The following is a 21,693-nucleotide window of genomic DNA, read 5'->3' as shown; positions in this document are numbered from 1 at the left end:
TTATGTTATCCACAGCAGAAAGTTCTTCCGGCCAAAAAACAACCCGCCTCTTCTGTGGATAACTACCGTGCTTTCCTCCGGATGCTTTTGTGCATAACCGCAAAACACCACCAGCAGTGAATTCCACCCACATTCCATACCGGCTTCAGACCCAGCTCATGCACGCCTTGTACGCGACTACTCCACGTACTTATAAAATTCGTAACACCATGATGTTATTGGTATTTTTTGTGTTTTCCACAAGTCAGGCGGGCACTAATAACAATAACAACAAATTCTCTTCTTTCTTTCTTCAAACATTATTTAATCAATATAAAACCGTAACGGGATAACGCCCAAAACAGCGTTCAAAATGATCATTGCTTATGCCGGTGCTTTCTCATACAATTCACGCCCTTAAAATTTGCCCCTTTCACTTAACTGGGTGACAGTGTTATGAAACGTACTTTCCAACCAACCGTATTGAAGCGTAAGCGTACTCACGGTTTCCGTGCCCGTATGGCCACCAAAAATGGTCGTCAGGTTCTGGCCCGTCGTCGTGCTAAAGGCCGTCACAGTCTGACTGTTTAACTGATCATCTGACGCTGTGATGTCCGTCTGATGTCAGAAACCTCATTCCTGCGCTCAGCCCGCTTGTTAAAGCCGGCTGAGTTCAAACGGGTTTTTGACAACACCGAATGGCGCAGCAGTTCGCCGCAGCTTTTGCTGCTGGCAACAGCGAATGAGCAGAACCAGGCCAGGCTCGGTTTTGTGCTGGCTAAAAAGCAGATCAAGCGTGCCGTGGACCGCAACCGGGTAAAACGTATTATCCGGGAATCCTTCCGCCACCATCAGCAACAGCTGGATGCGCTGGATTTTGTGGTGCTCGGCCGCTCTGGTCTTGCCGAACTGGACAACCAGCAAATTCGTGCGATGATTGACGCCCTTTGGTTCAGATTGAAGCGTCCTTCCAATGACCGACAAGCAAACGGCCGCCGCTCCAACCGCCGCCCGTCCGGGCGCTAAGGCATTGCTGTTGCTGATCGCTGTCTATCGCAATGCAATCAGTCCCTTTATACCCAGCCGTTGCCGCTATTACCCTACCTGTTCAGCCTATGCTGACGAAGCCATTCGTCGTTACGGTGCTGTACGTGGTGGTTGGCTGGCGCTGAAACGTCTGGGCCGGTGTCATCCCTGGGGTTCCCATGGTGTTGATCCGGTACCTGATTTACCCAACCATTCCTCCCACTGTTGTCAACGGAAACCCTGATCATGGATATCCGACGTACGGTCATTTTTATTGGCCTGGCCATCACTTCATACCTTCTTATTCTTGCCTGGAACAATGATTACGGTCAGAAATCCCAGGTTGTCGCCCCCATCAGCCAAACCGCAGCACCGGTGCAGCAGGATATGCCTGATACCAGCGATGCCGCTGTGGTTGAAACACCGGCTGTTGCAGATGCGCCGGCCGTGGTGGCAACGGCAGAAAAACCTGCTGCTGACCTGATCCGGGTAACCACCGACGTACTGCAGATCACTATTGATCCGCGTGGTGGTGAAGTGGTGGAAGTTCTGCTGCCGGAATACCCTGCTTCTATTGATGAGCAGAATGTTCCTTTTGTGCTGATGGAGCGCAACCAGCGTCGTACCTACACCGCTCAGAGTGGTTTGCTGGGTCGTGATGGCATCGACAGCAAAGGCGCTGCTTTATACCGGGTGGAAAAAACCCAGTTTGAGCTGGCGGAAGGTCAGGACGAGTTGCAGGTGGTGCTGACGGCCAGCAACGACAAATCCAGTGTTGATAAGGTATTCACCTTCCGTCGTGGTGATTATCTGGTGGATGTGAATTTCCGTGTAAAAAATACCTCGGCCGAATCCTGGCAGGGCGTATTTTATGCGCAGCTGAAGCGTGACAGCTCTCCGGATCCGTCGGCGGGTTCACAGCTGGGTATGGCGGCGTATCTGGGGGCGGCGTTAACCACCAAAGAAAACCGTTACGAAAAAGTAACTTTTGATGATCTGCAGGACGGCGCCTACAAAAATGTGCAGACCGGTGGCTGGGCCGCCATGTTGCAGCATTATTTCCTGACTGCCTGGGTGCCAACCGCACAGGATCAGCAGTACACCTACAACGGCCGTTATGTGCAGGGCAACCACCTGTTTGGTTTCTATGGTGCGCCGGTAACACTGGCCGCTGGTGAAAGCACTGAAATGGGTGCCGGTTTGTATCTGGGCCCGAAGGTACAGGATCGTCTGGCGGAAATTGCCGACCATCTGGATCTGACCGTGGATTACGGCTGGTTGTGGTGGATTGCTCAGCCGCTGTTCTGGCTGCTGACCTTCTTCCATGGCCTGGTGGGTAACTGGGGCTTTGCCATCATTCTGCTGACCATCTGTATCAAACTGCTGTTCTACAAGCCGTCAGCGATGAGCTATCGCTCCATGGCCAATATGCGCAAAGTCGCGCCGAAGATGCAGGAAATTAAGGAAAAGTACGGCGACAACCGGGAAAAGGTTGGTCAGGAAATGATGAAGCTGTACCGCGACGAGAAGATCAACCCACTGGGTGGCTGCTTGCCGATTCTGATTCAGATGCCGGTGTTCATTGCTCTGTACTGGGTACTGATGGAATCGGTGGAACTGCGTCAAGCGCCGTTCATTCTGTGGATTAAAGACATGTCGGTGATGGACCCTTACTTTATTCTGCCGCTGATCATGGGTGCCTCCATGTTCATTCAGATGAAGCTGAACCCGACACCGCCGGACCCGATGCAGGCGCGCGTGATGCAATTCATGCCGGTGATTTTCACCGTATTCTTCCTGTGGTTTCCGGCCGGTCTGGTGCTGTACTGGGTGGTGAACAACCTGCTGTCGATTGCGCAGCAGTACGTGATTACCAAACAGATCGAAAACGCCTGAACCGTTGGGGGTTGAGCGTTCAGCGTGCGTTGCCATTAATCCGTAACGCGCGCTGAACTCTTAACTCCGAACCCTTAACCTTATGAATATTCATCAAGACACCATCGCTGCTATTGCCACTGCGCCCGGTCGCGGCGGCGTGGGTATTATTCGCGTTTCCGGTGAGCGTGCGCTTACTATCGCGCAAGCGGTGCTGGGTATTACGCCGAAACCCCGCTATGCCCATTACGGCCCGTTCCGCGCGGTCGACGGCACGGTTCTGGATGAAGGCATCGCTCTGTTTTTCCCCAATCCGCATTCCTTTACCGGCGAAGACGTGCTGGAACTGCAGGGCCATGGCGGCCCGGTGGTGCTGGATTTATTGCTGAAAGAAGTGGTGGCGCTGGGTTGCCGGCTGGCCCGCCCCGGTGAATTTTCCGAGCGCGCCTTTCTGAACGACAAGCTCGACCTGGCCCAGGCCGAAGCCATTGCCGACCTGATTGACTCGGCCTCCGAACAGGCGGCGCGTTGCGCGCTGCGTTCCCTGCAGGGCGAATTCTCGAAGCGGGTACACAGCCTGCTCGACCAGCTGATTCACCTGCGCATGTACGTGGAAGCCGCCATCGATTTTCCGGAAGAAGAAATCGATTTTCTCAGTGACGGTAAAGTGGCCGCCATGCTGGATGCAGTGGACAACGAACTGCTGGCCGTATTGCGCGAAGCCAATCAGGGCGCACTGCTGCGCGAAGGCATGAACGTGGTGATTGCCGGCCGTCCGAATGCGGGTAAGTCCTCACTGCTGAATGCGCTGGCGGGTGTGGAGCGGGCGATTGTGACCGATATTGCCGGCACCACGCGCGATGTATTGAAAGAACATATCCACATCGACGGTATGCCGCTGCACATCATCGACACCGCCGGCCTCCGTGATGCCCCGGACGAAGTGGAGCGCATCGGTATTCAGCGTGCCTGGGATGAAATCAGCAAAGCTGACCGCGTGCTGCTGATGATCGATTCCACCACCACCGAAACCGACCCTGAACAGCTGCTGCACGCTCTGTACGATGAGCGTGGGTTACAGCAACAGGCCACTGAGTTGCTGAACAGTGGCCGTATTACGGTTATCCGCAACAAAGCCGACTTATCCACAGAAACCATCGGCCTGAACAACGCCGACCGTTTTCCCACCATCACCCTGTCCGCCAAGCACAATCATGGTGTGGATGCCTTGCGTGTGCATTTAAAACAAGTGATGGGGTTTGATGCCGGTGCCGAAGGCGGTTTCCTCGCCCGCCGCCGCCATATTGATGCTCTGAACCGCGCCAAAGAGGCCGTGGATAACGGTCGTTTACAGCTGGAAGGCATGGGTGCCGGCGAACTGCTGGCCGAAGATTTGCGCATGGCGCAGAACGCACTGAACGAAATCACCGGCGCCTTTACCGCCGATGATCTGCTCGGTCAGATTTTCGGCTCGTTCTGTATCGGGAAATAAGCAGCGGTATCAGCCGGGTTGATCCGGCTGATACACCGCATAACGATCACGACCGGCTTTTTTCAGCTCAATCATCTGGGTGGCATAACCACCGAGGAACTGAGTACCAACGGCAGCGATACGAACAGTCTGAAGGTCGTGCAGGGTTTGCAGTTCCGGGCGGTCAGCGCGGCGGATAATAACGCCGCCTAATTCTGATACTGGCTGGTTATTTTCCAGCCGGGTCAGGGTGGCCAGAGCACCGGATAACTGGTTCAGTGTCCGCAGTTCAATAAAGTGCGAAGGATTGGTAAAAATAAGATCCAGTTCATTCGGCGGGTGGCGTCGGTGTTTCGGCGGCAGCGGGCAGCGCAAATAACAGCAGGCTCAGCCACAGTGTGGGATAAAAACCCAGATAAGAAAAAAGCCGCTGCAAACAACCAGCCGCTGATTGCAAAAAAATACCCACAAAATAATCCTGCTCGTCCTGATACAAATCCTTACGTGGCAATCATAGCAAGGGTTATTGCCCTTTGCCCGCTGGTTTCAGGAAACATGACGGGGAGCAAAACGCCAGGTATTGCGCCCGCCCTGTTTGGCCTGGTACATCGCGCTGTCGGCAGCATTAATAAGGCTGTCGATGGTACTGCCATGGTGCGGACACAGGGCAATACCAATAGAAACGCCGATGCGGGTATTGGTGTTATGTATATGAAAGGGCTCGGCCAGCGCCTGCACAATGTGCGCGGCTACCCGGGCGGCGTTATCGGCTTCATGCACCGGGTTGAGCACCAGAATAAACTCATCGCCGCCCAGCCGGGCGAGCAGATCATCGGCGCGTACACTGGCCTGCAGACGGCTGGTAACGATTTTTAATAATTCATCACCGGCCTGATGCCCGAGGGTATCGTTTACTTCTTTAAAGCGGTCCAGATCCAGAAACAGTATGGCCAGCATCGGGCTGGCGGCATCCCGTTCGGCCAGTATCCGGCCCAGGTACTGTTCCAGGCAAACCCGGTTTGGCAGTCCGGTTAATTCATCATGCAGTGCCAGGTGCTGAATAACTTCTGCGGCCTGCTGCTTTTCGGTAATGTCGTTAAAAATATGGATATAACGCACCAGCTTGCCATCGTTGTGATGTACCGCGCTGATGGTTTGCAGGGCAACCATATTCCGGCCATCGGCCCGCTGGTAATGCACTTCCCCTTCCCAGGAGCCGGTGCTGGTCAGCTCCTCCTGAACCTTCCCGATTTTTTTGTCCAGCTCTTCGCGTTCAACCAGCAAGGTTCGTAACGACTGTCCTTTCAGACGCACAGCGCTGTGGCCGGTCACATCGGTAAAGGCCGGGTTGGTCTCAATAATATTGAAATCAGGGTCAGTAATCAGAATGGCTTCACGAGCAAAACGAAATACGCTGGCAGCCTGGCGCAGATATTGTTCAGATTCGCGCAGCTGCAACGATTGCCGGCTTAAACGCTGCAATAACGGGCGCATGCCCAGTGCTACCAGTAACGCACCACCCACCGCCAGAGAAAAAATGACTAAGGTTGGCCACAGCAGTAAACCGGTAATCTGATCTTTGAAATACGTATCTGGCAGGTTCAGGGTTAACTGCCAGGTGCCGTTATTCAGTGGGGCACTGAATAATAAAAAATGCTCCTGATGGTCAGTGGCAGGAACCGTTGCCAGTGGACGTATGCTGAAAACGCCATTCTGACGGAAAATTTCATGCAGCCCCTGAGTATCCTGCAATTGAATACCGGCACTGTTCAGCCAGCCGTTGTCATCAAACAAATTCAGCAGCAGTCTGGCATCAAAAAACACCACATCCATACCAATCGGTATACCGCTGTCATTCAGTATGGGGGCGCAGGATTGCACCAGCACGGTGCCATCCGGCAGGTAATGCAACTGATAGGGATAGTCGGATGGATGGTCGGTGTTCCGTTGGAACTGATCCGGAACCGTACCCAGCCGTACGATTTCTTCCCCATTCGGCCCAAAACGTATCAGCCCAAGCGCTGCTGGTGCCTGACGCATGGCATCCTGTAACCGGGGCAGCGTGTAGGCTTGCAGTGTTGGCAGGTCTGTTTTGCCTTCGGCATAAGCACTGAGGCGGCGGCGGATTTCCGTGCGGCTGGTAAATTGTTGAGCCATGTCCTGATAACGGCCGAGCTGGTTATGCAGTGCCTGGGCCTGTGCCTCGACGGAAATCTGGGTCAGGTTAGCGATGTTCTGATGAGCGGCCCGATAAAATGGCCAGACAGTGGAAAGGCCGGCCAGCAACGCGGTAATAAGAATGCCTGAGGCGGCCATCAACAATACCCGGAGTTGCATTTTGTGCAGCTGACGGCCGGAGCGGGAGAAATTATCTGCAGACATAAATCCGACCAGAAAAAAGTTGCTAACTGCAACAGCCAAATCCTTCTGTTGGCCAGTGCTGAACGTTCGTATTGTACCTCCATGGGAATATGGGTGGGGAGGAGCACTAACCTGTCGTTCCTGTCATAAGCAAAAAAAATGACTTGTGTTAGGCTTCCCATACCTTCAATGGCAACAACAAGGAGCTGCCACATGAACGATACTCCCCAACGCTACGGAACCCTGTCACGCCTGCTGCACTGGGGCATGGCCCTGCTCATTGGCTGGCAACTGCTGAAGATTTTCGATCGTATTAATGATGGCGAACACTGGGTTGGCCAAACCCTGGTGCCCTGGCACGTTTCAATTGGCGCCTTAATTATGTTGCTGGTGATCATCCGCCTGGTGTGGGCGATTAAACAGAAAGACAACCGTCCGCGCTCCGAGCCGGTGGCTCTGGTAAAAGCCGGCCATGGCCTGCTGTACCTGGGGATGCTGGTGATGCCCATTACCGGCGTTATGTATCTGGTGGGCAAAGGCTACGGTCTGAAAGTATTCGGTATGCAGCTGATTGCCCGTGGTGATGGCGTGGAATGGATGGCCAGCCTGGGCAGCCTGCATTCACCCATAGCCTGGCTGTTGTTGCTGTTAATTGCTGGCCACGTGGGTATGGCTTTGCTGCATCATTTTGTGAAAAAAGACGACACCTTAAAGCGCATGCTTTAAGGCCTGGGCTCTGCCGGAACGGGCGGTAAAGGTGCCGCGGGAGTACTGCCCGAAGCGCCGCCGCCCTTACCCGTCGGGCCATGACGGGTATCGTAATATTCAATATCGATATGCACTGGCGGTTGCATCAGGCTGCCAATATAGGCGGCATCGGTAATATCCATCAGCTGCGCCACGGTTAACGGCAATTGCCCGGGCGATAACTGTTCGGCCGCCTGCCACAGCTGCAACAGGGCGGCATGGTTGCCTACGCCGACCAGGTTACGGATTTCCTGCCGGTCAATCTCCTGGCCGGTGCGCAAATCCCAGAACTTAACGCCCAGATGCTCGGGCGGAATTTGCATCTGCGCCTCAAACCCCGCCCCCAGCAGTTGATTTACCAGGCCAGGTGCCAGCGCGGCTGTTTGTGAAAATAACGCCAGCACTCCCAAAGGATTCGCTACCGGCTGCGGCGTGCGCGCTGTATCACCCACGGCCATGCTGGCTGACAGCGGTGCTGCCTCATCCGCCGGCAGCGTGATTGGCAACGCCAGAAAAACCGATAAACCAAATAACAGCGGCAACTTGGGCATAAGGAACCTCCGGTTGTGGATAACGGGACCTTAGCACAGGGTTGGATGGGTTCGGCAAGAATCCCCAACCGCCTTTATCAGCACATGCACCGGTTAAAAGGCTGGTGTGGGCATTAAGCCTTCACACTGCCTTATATTTCTGGCCTTCGGCTTCCCACTGCTGCAGCAGTTCGCGGTTATCGTGCATCCAGGGGTGGAAGTCACGGCGGAAATAATCCAGATAATCGCTCCAGATATTGCGTACCAAACCGGGTTTCAGGAAGTAGAACTTAACGCCGTGCCACCAGACTTTGGGGTTGAACAGCTGGCCGTCTTTCCACAGAAAAATGGCCTGAAATAACGAGGTGCGGAAGCAGAACATAACGGTAACGACCAGCATGGTGTAAATGCGCAGCCAGTAGCTGCCCACCGCCTGCTGGTACACATCGTAAGCCACGGCTTTGTGTTCGGTTTCTTCGATAGCATGCCAGCGCCACATTTCTTTAAATTGCGGGTGCATGCCTTCGGTAAAATCGGGGTTGGTTAATACCTGATGCGCCATGATGGCGGTGAAGTGTTCCAGCGCGCAGGTCATGGCCAGGCGCCGGGCGGGTGACAGCCATTTTTTCAGCCACACTTTCTCTTTCTTTTCGAAATTCATGATTTTGTCGATGGGATACTGCCAGCGCTTCAGAAAATCGTTGTATTGAGCGTGCTCGTGGCCGTGGATGGCTTCCTGTTTAATAAAACCTTTAATTTGTTGCAGTAATTGCGGATCAGTTACGCACTGTTGGTTGTCGCGTACGGCATCCATAAACATGCGCTCGCCTTCGGGAAACAGGCAGGATAAGGCATTCATAAAGGTGGATTTGAAGGCATTGTTGCCGTACCAGTAGCGTGGAATATCACCGGGTTCAAAATCAAATTCCATTTTGCGGCCGGTAATGTCGATGCTGGCGCTGATCTGCTGTGCCTGTTCCAGAGAATTGTTCATGCTGTGCCTCGTAAGCCCGGTGAGTTTGCAGTGGCTTTTATTGTGATTATGGCGCACAGAATAGGCCGGGCATTACGGGGTAAACAGGTGGGGTTACGACAATCTTTTGCCGTCGGCCGGTTATATATGGCCAACTTTCACCAGAATTAAGGTTTCTTCGTCTACAAAGGGATGGTGCTGGCTGAGGTGCGGGTTGCGCAACCAGCTGTGGGCCGGGTAAGCGCCGTACTCATCGCGGAAGCAGCCTTTGATAACCACAATTTCTTCCCCACCCCAGTGCCGGTGCGGCTGAAAAATCTCACCGGCAGGCCAATGCACAAAAGCAGTGCTGGCGCTCTGATGTTCGTGCAACGGGCACACGCGCAGGTTGCCGATGCCGGGCCGCCATTGCTGATCTTGCGGGCGGATGCGCACCACCTCGGTATCGGTTGCGGCAAACTGGTTCAGTTTTACAAAAATCAGGCAGCCAGCTTCGGAAAACGGCGCATGGCTGGAACCGGGTGGATTGCGCAAATAGCTGCCGGCCGGGTAGTCGCCGGATTCATCACTGAACACACCTTCCAGTACCAGAATTTCTTCGCCCAACGGGTGGTTATGCTGGGGAAAACGGGCACCGGGCAGATAGCGCACAAAACTGGTGGTTTGCCCCTGCTCTGGCGCCTCACGCTCCAGTGGGATGCGCTCAACCGGCGCTTGCGGAGCCGGCAGCCAGGTTTGTTCGCCGGCCACGATTACCGTACGTTGGCTGCGGTCCATATTAATAGGTTGGAAGGCCGGGGATGTGGTCATGGGTGCTCCGGCGAACGCCGTGATAATAATGATCAGAGTTAACAGTGGGTGGATTTTAACGTAAGCCAGAGCGGAATAACGCCCTGCGGGCAGCACACAGTGTTCACGCAGGAAGCGCTCTGGCGAGCACGCCGGCATTCAAGAGCCGGCGTCGCCGGCCGATGTAAGAAACAGAGAATTACACCCCGGACGTTGCCGGGCAGGAGAAACTGAGTGCGTATTGTGGCAATGATACTGGCGTTGGGGCTGGTGGGCTGTATTTCAGAAAGTGACGAGCTGGATCCGGTGAACGATCAGGGCGAACGGGTTTCTGGCGCAACGTCGTCTTTAAATGGGTTTTGGAGCAGTCCGGCGGGTAGCTCATCAAATGTACGTGCTTTGATATACAACGGAATCGTATACGCCTTTGACGATAGTAATGGTTATTACGGATCCACAGATCTTCTCTCAGATGGAACAGCTCCCACTGAGCTTTTTGCCTATGCCTTAAACACAGCTTCTGGTATTGGACCTGAGGTCGTAGCAGATGGCGCCCCATCTGATTATCTTTGGGATGTATTGCTGAGTGGCGATAACGATGTGCTCTTCGGTCCTTACAGTGTCAACGGTGTATCGCAGGGTAATGTCCGCTTGGAAAAGGATGATACCTGGGGAAATCAGGCTCCGCTCCGCTTGTTAACCTCTGCCGGTGAATGGACAAATTCGTCTTACGCACTGCGCTTCACCTCTCCTGCTCCTAAAAGTGAGCTAGTAACCTTTAAAGCGGTTGCGGAACCTGATAGCGGATGCAGCTTTAGCGGTTCGCTGGTTTTGGAGAATGGTGGCCGCAATAACCTTTATAAGGTTGCGATTAGTAAGCGTGAAAACTGCCCGGCTTTTAACGAACCCGCCAGCGGCTACGCTGGTTTCAACGCTGATGGCAATCTGGAGTTTTACCTGCGCAGCAACAACACCAGCAGCCTGCTGTTTTTTAGCTTCACTCCACCAGCTGGCGCCACACCGCCGCCGGATACCGAACCACCGGCCGGTGAAACCGGTACTGGCACCGAACCTTAGCCTGTGGATAACCCTGTGAGTGAGATGGGATAAAGCCGTTCATTCTGCGGGGAAATGTTCCGAATAACTTTTTAACCGGCTTCAGGCCGGTTTTTTATGTAATGTTATCCACGATCTTATTTTTTCAATAACTCTATGATTTATAAGTAAAATATAAAGTTTTCCACAATTGTGGAAAATGATTTTGCACAGCCTTATTCAGGGCAATACGGCTGTGCGTAAAATTATTGGTTAAAAAGTACACAGGCTACTGCCGTACGGCTGCCAAGGCTGCTATAATCGCGCCCTTTTCTCCTGCGCCGGTTCCGGCGGTAACTGATTTCCGAGGTGGTTTGTGGATTATCCTGTCCGTTATGACGTCATTGTGGTCGGTGGTGGCCATGCCGGTACCGAAGCGGCACTGGCAGCGGCGCGTACCGGCTGTAAAACTCTGCTGCTCACCCACAACACCGACACCGTGGGTGTGATGTCGTGCAACCCGGCCATCGGCGGTATCGGTAAAAGCCACCTGGTTAAGGAAATCGACGCCCTCGGCGGTGCGATGGCGCGTGCTACCGACAAAGCCGGTATTCAGTTCCGCATTCTCAACAGCCGCAAAGGCCCGGCCGTGCGGGCTACCCGCGCTCAGGCCGACCGTCAGCTGTATCGGGCGGCGATCCGTGACATTGTGGAACACCAGCCGAATCTGGATATCTTCCAGGCCGCCTGTGACGACCTGATGGTACAGGGCGACGGCGTCGGTTCGACCGTCTGTGGCGTGGTGACCAACACCAATATGCGCATTCACGCCACCTGCGTGGTGCTCACCGCCGGTACCTTCCTCGGTGGACTTATCCACATTGGTATGGAAAACCACAGTGGCGGCCGCGCTGGTGATCCGCCGTCCATCGCACTGTCGAAGCGTCTGCGTGAAATGCCGTTCAATGTGGGTCGCTTAAAAACCGGCACCCCGGCGCGTATCGATGCCCGCAGCGTCGATTTTTCCGTCATGGAAGTGCAGCCCGGCGATACTCCGCTGCCGGTGATGTCCTTTATGGGCCATGTGAGTGAGCACCCACAACAGGTGAACTGCTACATCACCCACACCAACGAGCGCACCCACGAGATTATCCGCAACAACCTGCACCGCTCGCCCATGTTTGCCGGCGTGATTGAAGGCATTGGCCCGCGTTACTGCCCGTCGATTGAAGACAAAGTGACTCGTTTTGCCGACAAAACCAGCCATCAGGTATTTGTGGAACCGGAAGGCCTGAACAGCATGGAGCTGTACCCGAACGGCATTTCCACCTCGCTGCCGTTTGATGTGCAGCTGGACTATATCCACAGCATCCGTGGCTTTGAAAACGCTCACATTACCCGTCCGGGCTATGCGATTGAGTACGACTACTTCAACCCGCAGGACCTGCGCCACAGCCTCGAAACCAAATTTGTGAACAACCTGTTCTTTGCCGGTCAGATCAACGGCACCACAGGTTATGAAGAAGCCGGTGCGCAAGGCATTCTGGCCGGTATTAACGCCGCCCTGCGCGCGCAGGACAAAGACGCCTGGACGCCGCGCCGCGACCAGTCGTACATCGGCGTGCTGGTCGACGACCTGATTACCATGGGCACCAAAGAACCCTACCGCATGTTCACCAGCCGCGCTGAATACCGCTTAGTGCTCCGTGAAGACAACGCCGACCTGCGCTTAACTGAAATTGGCCGCGAACTGGGCGTGGTGGACGATGCCCGCTGGGCGGCATTCTCAGCCAAGAAAGAAGCGATTGAACAGGAAGCCGCACGCCTGAAAACCACCTGGATTCAGCCCGGCACGCCGGAAGCGGCGCAGGTAGAAGCCATGGGTGAAACCAATCCGGTGCGCGAATACAGCCTCAACGACCTGCTCAAACGCCCGGGCCTGACCTACGCTCAGGTCGCCAGCCTGAAAGGCGAACCGGTGGCCGACGAACAAGTGGCGGAACAGGTGGAAATTCAGGCCAAATACGACGGCTACATCGCCCGTCAGCTGGAAGAAATCGAACAGCTGCGCCGCTACGAAAACACCAAACTGCCGACTGATCTGGACTACGACGCCATTGGCGGCCTGTCCAACGAAGTGAAACAGAAACTGCGCACATTGCAGCCGGAAACTCTGGGCGTGGCCTCGCGCCTGTCGGGCATTACCCCGGCCGCCATCAGCCAGATTCTGGTGCACCTGAAAAAGAAAAACATGATCGAACGACTGAGTGCGTAAGCTCAGAGGCTCTGCTGTTACGCTGTTTGTTGTAGCAGTAGAGCCACCGCTAAAAAGCGTATACAATGCGCGCACTTACGACATCAGCCCCGGCTGACACCGTAAACCGCCCGTAGCTCAGCTGGATAGAGCGCTGCCCTCCGGAGGCAGAGGTCAGAGGTTCGAATCCTCTCGGGCGGGCCACTTAAAGAAACCGACGCAAGTCGGTTTTTTTGTGCCCGAACGTGATGGTGAGACAAATCGGCTCGGAGCCGATTTGAGCGTAGCCCGAAGGGTGAGTATCAGGATGATACGAACAACCTTTCTTTAAGAATTTCGGCACACGGATTATCAGGGAATTGATATTCAGTTTCTTCACCAGCTATTTTGCTCAGTGCATTCTGAATTAAAAACTTTGCCTCCAGTCGGTCAACGGTGTTGTAGAACCAGGATTCTTTCCATGTGTGGCCGTTATTCTGTTGTGCTGTTATCAGCTTGCACCGGTAGACATTAATTAAGTTCTGCATGGTATATCTGGCAAGGTCGGTGGATATCTCATCCGCTGACCGGCCAACGTGAATCGTAGTTGTGTATATTCTGCCTGCGGCAAAAGCCAGTTTCTGAGCGTGCTCCGGCAATTCGCTCTGAATAATTCTCTGCTTATAATCATCACGAATGCCATTGTTATTGTTGTCTGTTCCATACAGAGTATCGGCTGTTTCATTATCGTGGTCAGAAGGGGGCTGATATTCATTCAAACTATCCGTGATAACCAGCCATTGGCGCTTATTCTGTAAATGCGATATATCCATCAGCATGTTAATTTTCAAGGACAGAAACTGATCGCCGTTGTGCTTAACAAGGTGCCCCGGCAAATACAATTTCCTCAGTTTTACCGGATTATCTGAATTTAACCGAATGTGTCGCCAGATGACGGAATGCTACAGTGGATCAGCATTTCTGGATGGGAGCAGTGCGATGTAGGGTACGTTTCCTGTCTTAATAATGTCGCCGCGCTGATAACGCTTGCTGTCAGACCATATATCGATTTCGGATAAGTCCAATCCAAAGGACTGAGCTGACAGGAACAGCAGCAGGGCAATAATGGTCAGATTATTTATTTTAAGCATATGTACGACTCGGAACGTGGATGAGCAGGTCACACTAGAGTCCGGAGATGGCATGGGCTATCAGCCAATGCTATGAATTGCATATACCGCAGATGAAAATAATAAAAGAGTGTTATTAATATCGGATATTTTTATCCGGTCAGTCAGGACGATGTTGTTAGGGTGTATAGCCGTACGCTGACATTGACGCCCATCAACCTGCCCCGCTCCCGCCCCTGCCACACTGCTTCGGTCATGACAGAGGATATGCCCATGAGTGGTGAGCAACGCCTGATCAATACGTTATTGCAGCAACTGGACGACGCGGCGGCGCAGGAAAAAACGCTGAACAAGGCGTATCTGGAAGATGTGTTATTTACCCAGCTGCTGGCGCGGCTGGCAGAGCGCCGCAGCGACAAAGACATTCTGCATCAGGTGCAGTACAACCTGACCTTCGAGCAGCGCAACATCAGTAAGGATGAGCTGGTGGTTACCCGTGGCTGCTAGCCGGCAGCTGCACGTCCACGCACAGCCCCTGCGGGGCATTCGCGCTTAAGGCCAGTGTGCCGCCGTAACTGCTGACAATATCCTGCACTATCGCCAGTCCCAGTCCGCTGCCTTGCGGGCCACTTTCATCCAGCCGCACCCCGCGTTGCAGTAATTGCCCGCGTTGTTCGGCACTGATGCCGGGGCCGTTATCACACACCTGAATCTGCCACACCTCAGCCTGATTGCGGATGCTCAGCTGCACCCGGTTCCCGCCGTACAGACAGGCGTTATCCAGCAGATTGCCGAGTAATTCCAGCATATCGTCACGGTCCTGCGGCAGGATAGCATCGGCCGGAAAGTCGCTTGCAATGGTCACCTGCGGATACAGCCGTTGCAGTACGTCCAGCAAGACCGGCAGTTCGTCAGCCAGTTTGGTATGGCGGCCGGGGGAGGCCACGCCGACGATGCGCGCCCGTTTCAGTTCGCGCTGAATCAGGGTTTGCAGGCGCTCCAGCACCTCGCGCTGCTGCTGTTGCTGTTGTGGACTGAGCTGTTCGGCCAGCAACTGCAGCTGTTGCAGCGGGCGTTTCATTTCATGGGCCAGATTGCCCAGTGCATTGCGGGAGCGCCCCACCCGCTGTTGCAGCTGTTGCAGCAGGCGGTCGATTTCTTCCGCCAGCGGTTGTACTTCCTGCGGGTACTGGCCGCTGGCCGCACCCAGATTGTCGCGCTCGCCAAAGCGCAATTCGCGCAGCTGTTGTTGCAGAGGGTGCAGCCGGGCGAAGGCGCGGCTTAATTGCCCACGCTGAATCAGCAGCAGCACGGTCAGCGTCAGCCCGAGCAGGGTCAGTGCGACCAGCCGGTAGCGTTGCAGTTGTTGCTGCTGGGCGCTGATGTCTTCGGCCAGCCACAGGGTAAAAGGCTGGTTGTCTACCGTAATACCGAGTGCCAGGTTCAGCCACATCTCCTGCCGGTTGCCGGTGTTAATACCGGGCTGCGTCCAGTCACGGCGTTCGCCGCTGCTCAGGTTCAGGACGGGCGGTGTTTTATCCCACAATGAGCGGCTTTGCAGGAGCGCATCGGTGTTGCGGACGGCGTAATAATGGCCGGAATAGACGCGCTGATAGACGGTACCCAACCGGTTGTCCTGCAGCTGCCACGTTTCGCTTAGCGGGTCGCGCTGCAGGGCAGCAATCAGACTGTCGGCATCATGCTGCAGGCGGCTTAAAACATAATGCCCGATCATCTGACGTACGCCGTAATCGGCCAGCAGCAACAACGGCAGCATTAATACCAGCAGGCTGATCAGCCACTGGCGGCGCAGTTGCTGCTGAATCGACCTCATGCAGTGGTCTCCGGCGCTAACTGGTAGCCCTGCCCGCGGCGGGTTTCGATAAAGTCTTTACCGAAATGCTGGCGCAGGCGGTTGATGTACACCTCCAGCACGTTGCTGTCCCGTTGCTGCTCTTCTTCGTACACATGCTCGCTGAGGCGGGTTTTGGAATGTACGTCCTGCGGGTGCTGCATCAGGTAGCGCAGCAGGCGGAATTCAATGCCGGTTAATTGCAGGATGCGGCCATCGGCGCCGGTGGCCTGCTGGCTGTCGGTATTCAGCGTTACGCCACGCCAGTGCAGTTCGTTGCTGGCATGGCCCTGCTGACGGCGGCCAATGGCTTCCAGTCGTGCCAGCAGTTCGGCGGTATGAAAGGGCTTGCCCAGATAATCATCGGCGCCGGCTTTCAGACCATCGACCCGCTCATGCCAGGCATCGCGGGCGGTCAGAATCAGCACCGGGGTGCGGTTGCCGGCCGCGCGCCAGCTGCGCAGAACCTCCAGACCGTTTTTACCGGGTAACCCGAGGTCCAGAATAATCAGGTCGGGCTGTAACTCGTTGCCCAGAAATTCACCGTCGATACCGTTATGGGCCAGTTCTACCGCATAGCCAGCGCCCCGCAGCACAGGCTGCAGGGCGTCGGTTAAGTTGCGGTCATCTTCAATCAGCAACAGTTTCATCGGCTGTCTCAGCGTTTTTTGATGTCGTCGTCCAGCCATTTGCCGGTATTGGCGTCGATCTCGGTTTCATGGCGGCGGCCTTCATCATCCAGCCATTTCACTTCGTATACCCAGCGGCCGTCATCACGTTCCAGTTCGCTGTCCAGCAGTTTGCCGGTGAGTGGTTTGGCCTGCAGCAGGCTGTCGAGCGGTTGTACGATGCCGGCGTTGACCAGCTGCTGAATCTCTTCCGCGCTGAAGTCGTCGCCAGCCAGTACCGGCAAGCTGAAGGCGCCAGCGGTCAGAGCGGCGGTTACGGCGGTGATTGATAACAGTGTTTTCATAATGTCCTCCGGGACGTCAGTATGGTTTGGTTACCGGCTTACAGCCAGTGTCAGTGGTCGTTATCACGGCGTTGTTTACGGCCGTGGATCATGGAACGCACCAGGTTTTCACGATGGTGCAGACTGCTGAACAACACGCCGGCAATGTGCAGGAACACCAGCGCCAGCGTGCTGTTGGCAAAGAACTCGTGGATTTCTTTCAGCGTGTGGTCGTTAAACGACGCCAGCCAGGTTCCCGCTAACGGTCCGGCCTGATCGTGCGCGCCCAGCGTGGCCATGCCGAACACAATGGTGCCGGTGAGGCTTAACAACAGAGCGACGACCATGGCACCACCGGCCGGGTTATGGCCCAGATAGCGCGGCGCTTTGCCGGCCGGAATGGCTTTTACATAGGCCAAAACGGAGCGCGGTGAGCGCACAAAGTCAGTAAAACGGGCGTGTTTCGTACCGATCATGCCCCACAACACACGGAAGCTGATCAGGCCGGCAACGGCGTAACCACTCCATGCGTGCAGGGTGTCGGATACGTCTTCCGACAGGTAGGCGGTGAAGAAAAACAGCACCAGCGACCAGTGAAACACCCGCACCAGCGGATCCCAGACGCGCACCGTTTCCGGTGAGTCGGGACTGGATGTGATGGGGTGGTTGGATGGAATCGGGGTATTCATAAACGCTCTCCTCTGCAGCTGGGGCCAGAATAGAGCGCGGATGCTTAAACCAAGCTTAACGGCATCAGGTTTTTGGGGACGGTACCTTTACCGGCACCCACAGCATCAGCACAAAGGCCCAGACCAGTGCTCCGAAACCCCAGATAAAGGTAGAGCTGAGGGTGGCGCCGCTTTCAATACCCAGTTTGGCCAGCCAGGGGCCGGTCAGCTGGGTAAAACCATACAGGGCAATTAAGGCTGCACTTAAGCGTGGCCCCTGATGCGGGTGCAGGGTACGGGCCAGGCGCTGAGTCAGTAAAACCGCGCCCAGAAACGATCCGCCCATCAGCAGGGCACTGAGGAACAGCCCGGATTTATGCTCCAGAGTCAGCAATAACAGAATACTGATGGCCTGAATGGCGTAGTTCCACAGCAGCGCCGCCTTGTCGCCGATGCGGGCACCCAGATGATTCCACAGCCAGGTGGATGGCAGTGACGCCAGTGCCACCAACAACCAGGCACTGGGCACCATTTTGATATTCCAGTCGGCGGCCACCGCGGGCAGAAACGTCATGGGCAGGATGTAGCCCAGACCCGCACCGGCATAGGCCAGAAACAGTGGTGTACTGGCCCGGTCCCACAGGGCTGAGTGATCATCCTTCGGGGTACCGGTTACCGGGCCGTGACCGGGCAGGCGGCCCAGATACCAGGCACTCCATAAGGCCAGCGGTAAGGCAACGGCGGCGGCCGGAATCCAGCGGGTCGCGCCCTGCAGCCAGGGATAGGTCAGATCAACCAGCAGGCTGGAACCCAGAATGCCGACGCCAACGCCCAGGTACATCAGGCCGCTGTGGTGGGCTTTGCTTTGTGTCACCAGCCATTCCAGTACCAGCGCTGGCGCCAATACAAACACCACGCCGTTGCCAATACCGTTTAACAGGCGCAATCCGGCCAGCAGCGGATAATAGGTGGCCCAGACCTGAATCAGGGTGATCAGGGCGTTACCGACCAGCATGCTCAGCAGAGCCTGGCGGCCGAAACCGCGTTGGTATAAAAACAGTGCCAGCATGGCGCCGGTTAAATAGCCGATGTAGTTCCAGGTTGCCAGCGAGGCCGCCTGCGGCAGGCTGATCAGGCCATCATCGACCAGCAACGGCAGCAAGGGGGTGTACACAAAACGGCCGAAGCCATGCACCACAATCAGTGCGGTGGCGGCGGCGACAATAGGCCACCAGTAAGAAGAAGGCGGTGTGTTGGCGTGCATAGCGGGCCTGAAATGGTTAATGAGAAAAGGCATGGTAGCCATAGAGAGGCCTTGGGCCAAGGTGACTAAAGTGGGCCAGACGCTTGCTGACCTCGGCAGCAGGGCGCCGCAAAAAGTCAGCGTCCGGACGTCTTCCGTTCAGGCGTCTCCCGCCCCCCGCCTGCCCTGTGTTACCATCCGCGCCTTTCCCGCAGCAACCCGAGTCCGTTATGACCCAGAGTGCCGAAGCCCTGCAGCAGCAGATTGCCCGCGGTGCCGCGCAGCTGAATATTGAGCTGAGCGCCGGCCAGTTGCAGTTGTTAAGCGATTACCTGCAACTGCTGATCAAGTGGAACAAAGCCTATAACCTGACGGCCATCCGTGAGCCGGAGCGTATGGTGCCGCTGCATCTGCTCGACAGTCTGGCGGTGCATCCTTATGTGCAGGAGGCGCAGAACATTATTGATGTCGGCACCGGCCCCGGCCTGCCGGGTATGGTGCTGGCGATTATGAACCCGCACAAAACCTTCACCCTGCTCGACAGTAACGGTAAGAAAACGCGCTTTTTGTTTCAGGCGCGCACGGTGCTGGGGTTGGATAATGTGACCATAGTGAACGATCGGGTCGAAGCGTATCATCCGGCCAATCCTTTCGATATGATCGTCAGCCGCGCCTTTGCCTCGCTCGCCGATATGACCCACTGGTGTCAGCATCTGCGTGCTCCGCAGGGGTGTTTTCTGGCGATGAAAGGCCAGTATCCGGCGGATGAAATCGCCGCCATTGAACAGCATTTCCGCGTTGCCGCCAGCTGGCCATTACAGGTGCCGGGTGTCGACGCCGAGCGTCACTTGCTGCAGCTGTTGCCAGTGACGTCCAACGCATAACACAGGTTGCCGCAGGCAGTTAAGGAAGCAGATCGTGAGCAAGGTTCTGGCGATTGCCAATCAGAAAGGTGGCGTAGGTAAAACCACCACCGCGGTGAATCTGGCCGCTTCGCTGGCGGCCACCAAGCGCCGGGTATTGCTGGTGGATCTGGATCCGCAGGGCAACGCCACCATGGGCAGCGGTGTGGATAAGCACGATCTGGAAGTATCCTTGTACGATGTGCTCACCGGACAGGCCCGTACGGCCGCCGCCGTGGTGAAGACGGAGCACGCAGGTTACGACCTGCTGCCTTCCAATGGTGATTTAACCGCTGCCGAAGTGGAGCTGATGACGCTGCCCCGGCGCGAGCACCGTCTGCGTGAGGCGCTGGCCGAAGTGCGCCCCGATTACGACTACATCCTGATCGACTGCCCGCCATCGCTGAATATGCTGACTGTCAACGCCCTGGTGGCGGCGCAGGGGGTGCTTATCCCGATGCAATGTGAATATTACGCACTCGAAGGGTTAAGTGCGCTGATGCAGACCATCGAGTCGATTCAGACCACCCTGAACCCGAAACTGGAAATTGAAGGTTTATTGCGCACCATGTATGACCCGCGCAACAGCCTGACTGTGGATGTGTCGGCACAACTGATGAGCCATTTTGGTGACAAAGTGTACGGCACCGTTATTCCCCGTAATGTGCGGCTGGCCGAAGCGCCCAGCCATGGCTTACCGGTGCTGATGTACGATAAAGCATCCCGGGGCGCCGTGGCCTACCTGGCCCTGGCCGGAGAAATGAATCGCCGTACCCGTCAGGCCGCCAGTGCCTGACCGACCATAAGGTTTCAGAACGTATGACAAAGAGAAAACGTGGCCTTGGCCGGGGGCTGGATGCCCTGTTAACCAGCTCCCGCGCAGCGGCAGTGGCCACTCATGACGATACCGCCGCTGCTTCGGCAGCGGACAATGCGGCAGAATTCAGCAGCGCTGACAGCCGCGATGGCGAGCTGCGTCACCTGCCGGTGGAATGGCTGCAGCCGGGTAAGTACCAGCCGCGTAAAGACATGCAGCCCGAAGCGCTGGAAGAATTAGCCGCTTCTATTAAGGCGCAGGGCCTGATGCAGCCGATCGTGGTACGGCCACTGGCTGGCAGCAGCGACCGCTACGAAATCATTGCTGGCGAACGCCGCTGGCGCGCCTCCCAGCTGGCGCAGCTGGAGAAAGTACCGGCCATTATCCGCGATGTGGCCGATGACGCTGCCATTGCCATGGCGCTGATTGAGAACATCCAGCGCGAAGACCTGAATCCGATGGAAGAAGCCAATGCGCTGTACCGTCTGCAGCACGAATTTGAGCTGACGCAAATGGAAGTGGCGGAAGCCGTGGGTAAAAACCGTGCCACCGTGGCCAACCTGCTGCGCCTGATGAACCTGAACGAAGACGTTAAACGGCTGCTGGAACACGGCGATATTGAAATGGGCCATGCCCGTGCCCTGCTTGGCCTGAGCGGTGGTGCCCAGAGTGAAGCGGCCGCGCAGGTCGTCAGTCGTGCGTTAACCGTGCGTCAGACCGAAGCGCTGGTGCGGCATCTGCAGGAAGGCAAAGGCAAGGATATGCAGGTGCCGGCCCGCCCCGATCCGGATATTCAGCGCCTGGAACAACTGCTGGGTGACCGTCTGGGTGCCAATGTGGCCATTCAGCACAGCGCCAAAGGCAAAGGCAAGCTGGTCATTAATTACAGCTCGCTGGATGAACTGGACGGCATTCTGGCCCACATTCGCTGAGCCAGATCAAACTTGCCAACCGGACACATCACCCTTTCTTGACAGTATCCGACCAATTATTCACCCTCGGCGCCCCGGTTTCGGTTGAAGGCCGGGGGGTGAGTCAATATAATCACCGCGCTTTTGCGTCAGCTAACCCGCAAATCGTCCAGTGTGGAGCCTCAGGTTGTCATTTTTA

The 21,693-nt window shown here is 55.8% G+C and carries 23 protein-coding genes and 1 tRNA gene; 13 read left to right on the top strand and 11 right to left on the bottom strand.

What is annotated here, in order from left to right:
- Positions 1-435: 435 nt before the first annotated feature.
- From rpmH to mnmE, 5 genes are all read left to right on the top strand, one after another.
- Positions 436-570 (top strand): 50S ribosomal protein L34, encoded by a 135-nt coding sequence (rpmH, locus tag GJQ55_RS13335; RefSeq protein ID WP_228345461.1) that lies wholly within the window; start codon positions 436-438, stop codon positions 568-570.
- A gap of 30 nt (positions 571-600) precedes the next feature.
- On the top strand, positions 601-1,005 hold the full coding sequence (gene rnpA / locus GJQ55_RS13330) for a ribonuclease P protein component (RefSeq protein WP_228345460.1): 405 nt from the start codon (positions 601-603) through the stop codon (positions 1,003-1,005).
- Positions 953-1,249 (top strand): membrane protein insertion efficiency factor YidD, encoded by a 297-nt coding sequence (yidD, locus tag GJQ55_RS13325; RefSeq protein ID WP_228345459.1) that lies wholly within the window; start codon positions 953-955, stop codon positions 1,247-1,249. Before rnpA ends, yidD begins: the two co-directional genes overlap by 53 nt.
- 2 nt (positions 1,250-1,251) lie before the next feature.
- Complete coding sequence (yidC, locus tag GJQ55_RS13320; protein WP_228345458.1) at positions 1,252-2,901, top strand: membrane protein insertase YidC; 1,650 nt, start codon at positions 1,252-1,254, stop codon at positions 2,899-2,901.
- 82 nt (positions 2,902-2,983) lie between these two features.
- Positions 2,984-4,372: a tRNA uridine-5-carboxymethylaminomethyl(34) synthesis GTPase MnmE gene (mnmE, locus tag GJQ55_RS13315; protein ID WP_228345457.1), complete on the top strand. Its 1,389-nt coding sequence runs from the start codon at positions 2,984-2,986 to the stop codon at positions 4,370-4,372.
- Between the two features lie 9 nt (positions 4,373-4,381).
- Here mnmE and GJQ55_RS13310 read toward each other — a convergent pair whose 3' ends face one another.
- Together GJQ55_RS13310 and GJQ55_RS13305 are read right to left on the bottom strand one after the other, a co-directional pair.
- Complete coding sequence (locus tag GJQ55_RS13310; RefSeq protein WP_228345456.1) at positions 4,382-4,726, bottom strand: PhnD/SsuA/transferrin family substrate-binding protein; 345 nt, start codon at positions 4,724-4,726, stop codon at positions 4,382-4,384.
- 171 nt (positions 4,727-4,897) lie between these two features.
- On the bottom strand, positions 4,898-6,733 hold the full coding sequence (locus GJQ55_RS13305; protein ID WP_228345455.1) for a sensor domain-containing diguanylate cyclase: 1,836 nt from the start codon (positions 6,731-6,733) through the stop codon (positions 4,898-4,900).
- Between the two features lie 192 nt (positions 6,734-6,925).
- On the opposite strand from GJQ55_RS13305, the gene GJQ55_RS13300 reads away from it, so the two are divergent.
- A complete protein-coding gene (locus GJQ55_RS13300) occupies positions 6,926-7,438 on the top strand; it encodes a cytochrome b (protein ID WP_228345454.1) in 513 nt (170 codons plus the stop codon).
- On the opposite strand, the gene GJQ55_RS13295 is transcribed toward GJQ55_RS13300, so the two are convergent.
- The 3 genes from GJQ55_RS13295 to GJQ55_RS13285 form a co-directional block, all read right to left on the bottom strand.
- Positions 7,435-8,010 carry a hypothetical protein gene (locus GJQ55_RS13295; protein WP_228345453.1) on the bottom strand — a complete coding sequence of 192 codons (576 nt, stop codon included), beginning with the start codon at positions 8,008-8,010 and terminating at the stop codon, positions 7,435-7,437. The genes GJQ55_RS13300 and GJQ55_RS13295 overlap by 4 nt on opposite strands.
- 121 nt (positions 8,011-8,131) lie before the next feature.
- Complete coding sequence (locus GJQ55_RS13290) at positions 8,132-8,983, bottom strand: metal-dependent hydrolase (protein ID WP_228345452.1); 852 nt, start codon at positions 8,981-8,983, stop codon at positions 8,132-8,134.
- Positions 8,984-9,103: 120 nt separating this feature from the next.
- Complete coding sequence (locus tag GJQ55_RS13285; protein ID WP_228345451.1) at positions 9,104-9,772, bottom strand: cupin domain-containing protein; 669 nt, start codon at positions 9,770-9,772, stop codon at positions 9,104-9,106.
- Positions 9,773-9,985: 213 nt separating this feature from the next.
- Between GJQ55_RS13285 and GJQ55_RS13280 the strand changes: the two genes are divergently transcribed.
- The 3 genes from GJQ55_RS13280 (at position 9,986) to GJQ55_RS13270 (ending at position 13,244) form a co-directional block, all read left to right on the top strand.
- Positions 9,986-10,828 (top strand): hypothetical protein, encoded by an 843-nt coding sequence (locus GJQ55_RS13280; RefSeq protein WP_228345450.1) that lies wholly within the window; start codon positions 9,986-9,988, stop codon positions 10,826-10,828.
- A 334-nt stretch (positions 10,829-11,162) separates the two neighbouring features.
- Positions 11,163-13,061, top strand: a complete 1,899-nt coding sequence (gene mnmG / locus GJQ55_RS13275; RefSeq protein WP_228345449.1) for a tRNA uridine-5-carboxymethylaminomethyl(34) synthesis enzyme MnmG — start codon at positions 11,163-11,165, stop codon at positions 13,059-13,061.
- A gap of 106 nt (positions 13,062-13,167) precedes the next feature.
- Positions 13,168-13,244, top strand: a tRNA-Arg gene (locus tag GJQ55_RS13270).
- Between the two features lie 98 nt (positions 13,245-13,342).
- Here GJQ55_RS13270 and GJQ55_RS13265 read toward each other — a convergent pair.
- Positions 13,343-13,870, bottom strand: a complete 528-nt coding sequence (locus tag GJQ55_RS13265) for a hypothetical protein (RefSeq protein WP_228345448.1) — start codon at positions 13,868-13,870, stop codon at positions 13,343-13,345.
- A 552-nt stretch (positions 13,871-14,422) separates the two neighbouring features.
- Here GJQ55_RS13265 and GJQ55_RS13260 point away from each other — a divergent pair.
- Positions 14,423-14,656 (top strand): hypothetical protein, encoded by a 234-nt coding sequence (locus GJQ55_RS13260; RefSeq protein WP_228345447.1) that lies wholly within the window; start codon positions 14,423-14,425, stop codon positions 14,654-14,656.
- On the opposite strand, the gene GJQ55_RS13255 is transcribed toward GJQ55_RS13260, so the two are convergent.
- The 5 genes from GJQ55_RS13255 to GJQ55_RS13235 form a co-directional block, all read right to left on the bottom strand.
- On the bottom strand, positions 14,640-15,983 hold the full coding sequence (locus tag GJQ55_RS13255) for a sensor histidine kinase (RefSeq protein ID WP_228345446.1): 1,344 nt from the start codon (positions 15,981-15,983) through the stop codon (positions 14,640-14,642). The two genes, GJQ55_RS13260 and GJQ55_RS13255, sit on opposite strands and share 17 nt — an antisense overlap.
- Positions 15,980-16,651: a response regulator transcription factor gene (locus GJQ55_RS13250; RefSeq protein ID WP_228345445.1), complete on the bottom strand. Its 672-nt coding sequence runs from the start codon at positions 16,649-16,651 to the stop codon at positions 15,980-15,982. Before GJQ55_RS13250 ends, GJQ55_RS13255 begins: the two co-directional genes overlap by 4 nt.
- An 8-nt stretch (positions 16,652-16,659) precedes the next feature.
- The gene (locus GJQ55_RS13245) at positions 16,660-16,974 is read right to left on the bottom strand and encodes a PepSY domain-containing protein (RefSeq protein ID WP_228345444.1); all 315 of its coding nucleotides are present in this window, start codon (positions 16,972-16,974) and stop codon (positions 16,660-16,662) included.
- Between the two features lie 50 nt (positions 16,975-17,024).
- Positions 17,025-17,642 (bottom strand): cytochrome b/b6 domain-containing protein, encoded by a 618-nt coding sequence (locus tag GJQ55_RS13240; protein ID WP_228345443.1) that lies wholly within the window; start codon positions 17,640-17,642, stop codon positions 17,025-17,027.
- Positions 17,643-17,706: 64 nt separating this feature from the next.
- Positions 17,707-18,885, bottom strand: a complete 1,179-nt coding sequence (locus GJQ55_RS13235) for a YbfB/YjiJ family MFS transporter (protein WP_228345442.1) — start codon at positions 18,883-18,885, stop codon at positions 17,707-17,709.
- Positions 18,886-19,094: 209 nt separating this feature from the next.
- Between GJQ55_RS13235 and rsmG the strand changes: the two genes are divergently transcribed.
- From rsmG to GJQ55_RS13220, 3 genes are read left to right on the top strand one after another with little or no spacing between them, the layout of a single operon-like run.
- Positions 19,095-19,748, top strand: a complete 654-nt coding sequence (gene rsmG / locus GJQ55_RS13230) for a 16S rRNA (guanine(527)-N(7))-methyltransferase RsmG (RefSeq protein WP_228345441.1) — start codon at positions 19,095-19,097, stop codon at positions 19,746-19,748.
- Between the two features lie 34 nt (positions 19,749-19,782).
- Positions 19,783-20,562, top strand: coding sequence for a ParA family protein (locus tag GJQ55_RS13225; protein ID WP_228345440.1), 780 nt, complete (start codon positions 19,783-19,785; stop codon positions 20,560-20,562).
- Positions 20,563-20,585: 23 nt separating this feature from the next.
- A complete protein-coding gene (locus GJQ55_RS13220; protein ID WP_228345439.1) occupies positions 20,586-21,515 on the top strand; it encodes a ParB/RepB/Spo0J family partition protein in 930 nt (309 codons plus the stop codon).
- Positions 21,516-21,693 lie beyond the last annotated feature (178 nt).

The organism is Venatoribacter cucullus (assembly GCF_016132445.1).
Taxonomy (GTDB): domain Bacteria; phylum Pseudomonadota; class Gammaproteobacteria; order Pseudomonadales; family Oceanobacteraceae; genus Venatoribacter; species Venatoribacter cucullus.
The sequence above is the reverse complement of the archived record's forward strand: the minus strand, read 5'-3'. Positions and strand labels throughout refer to the sequence as shown.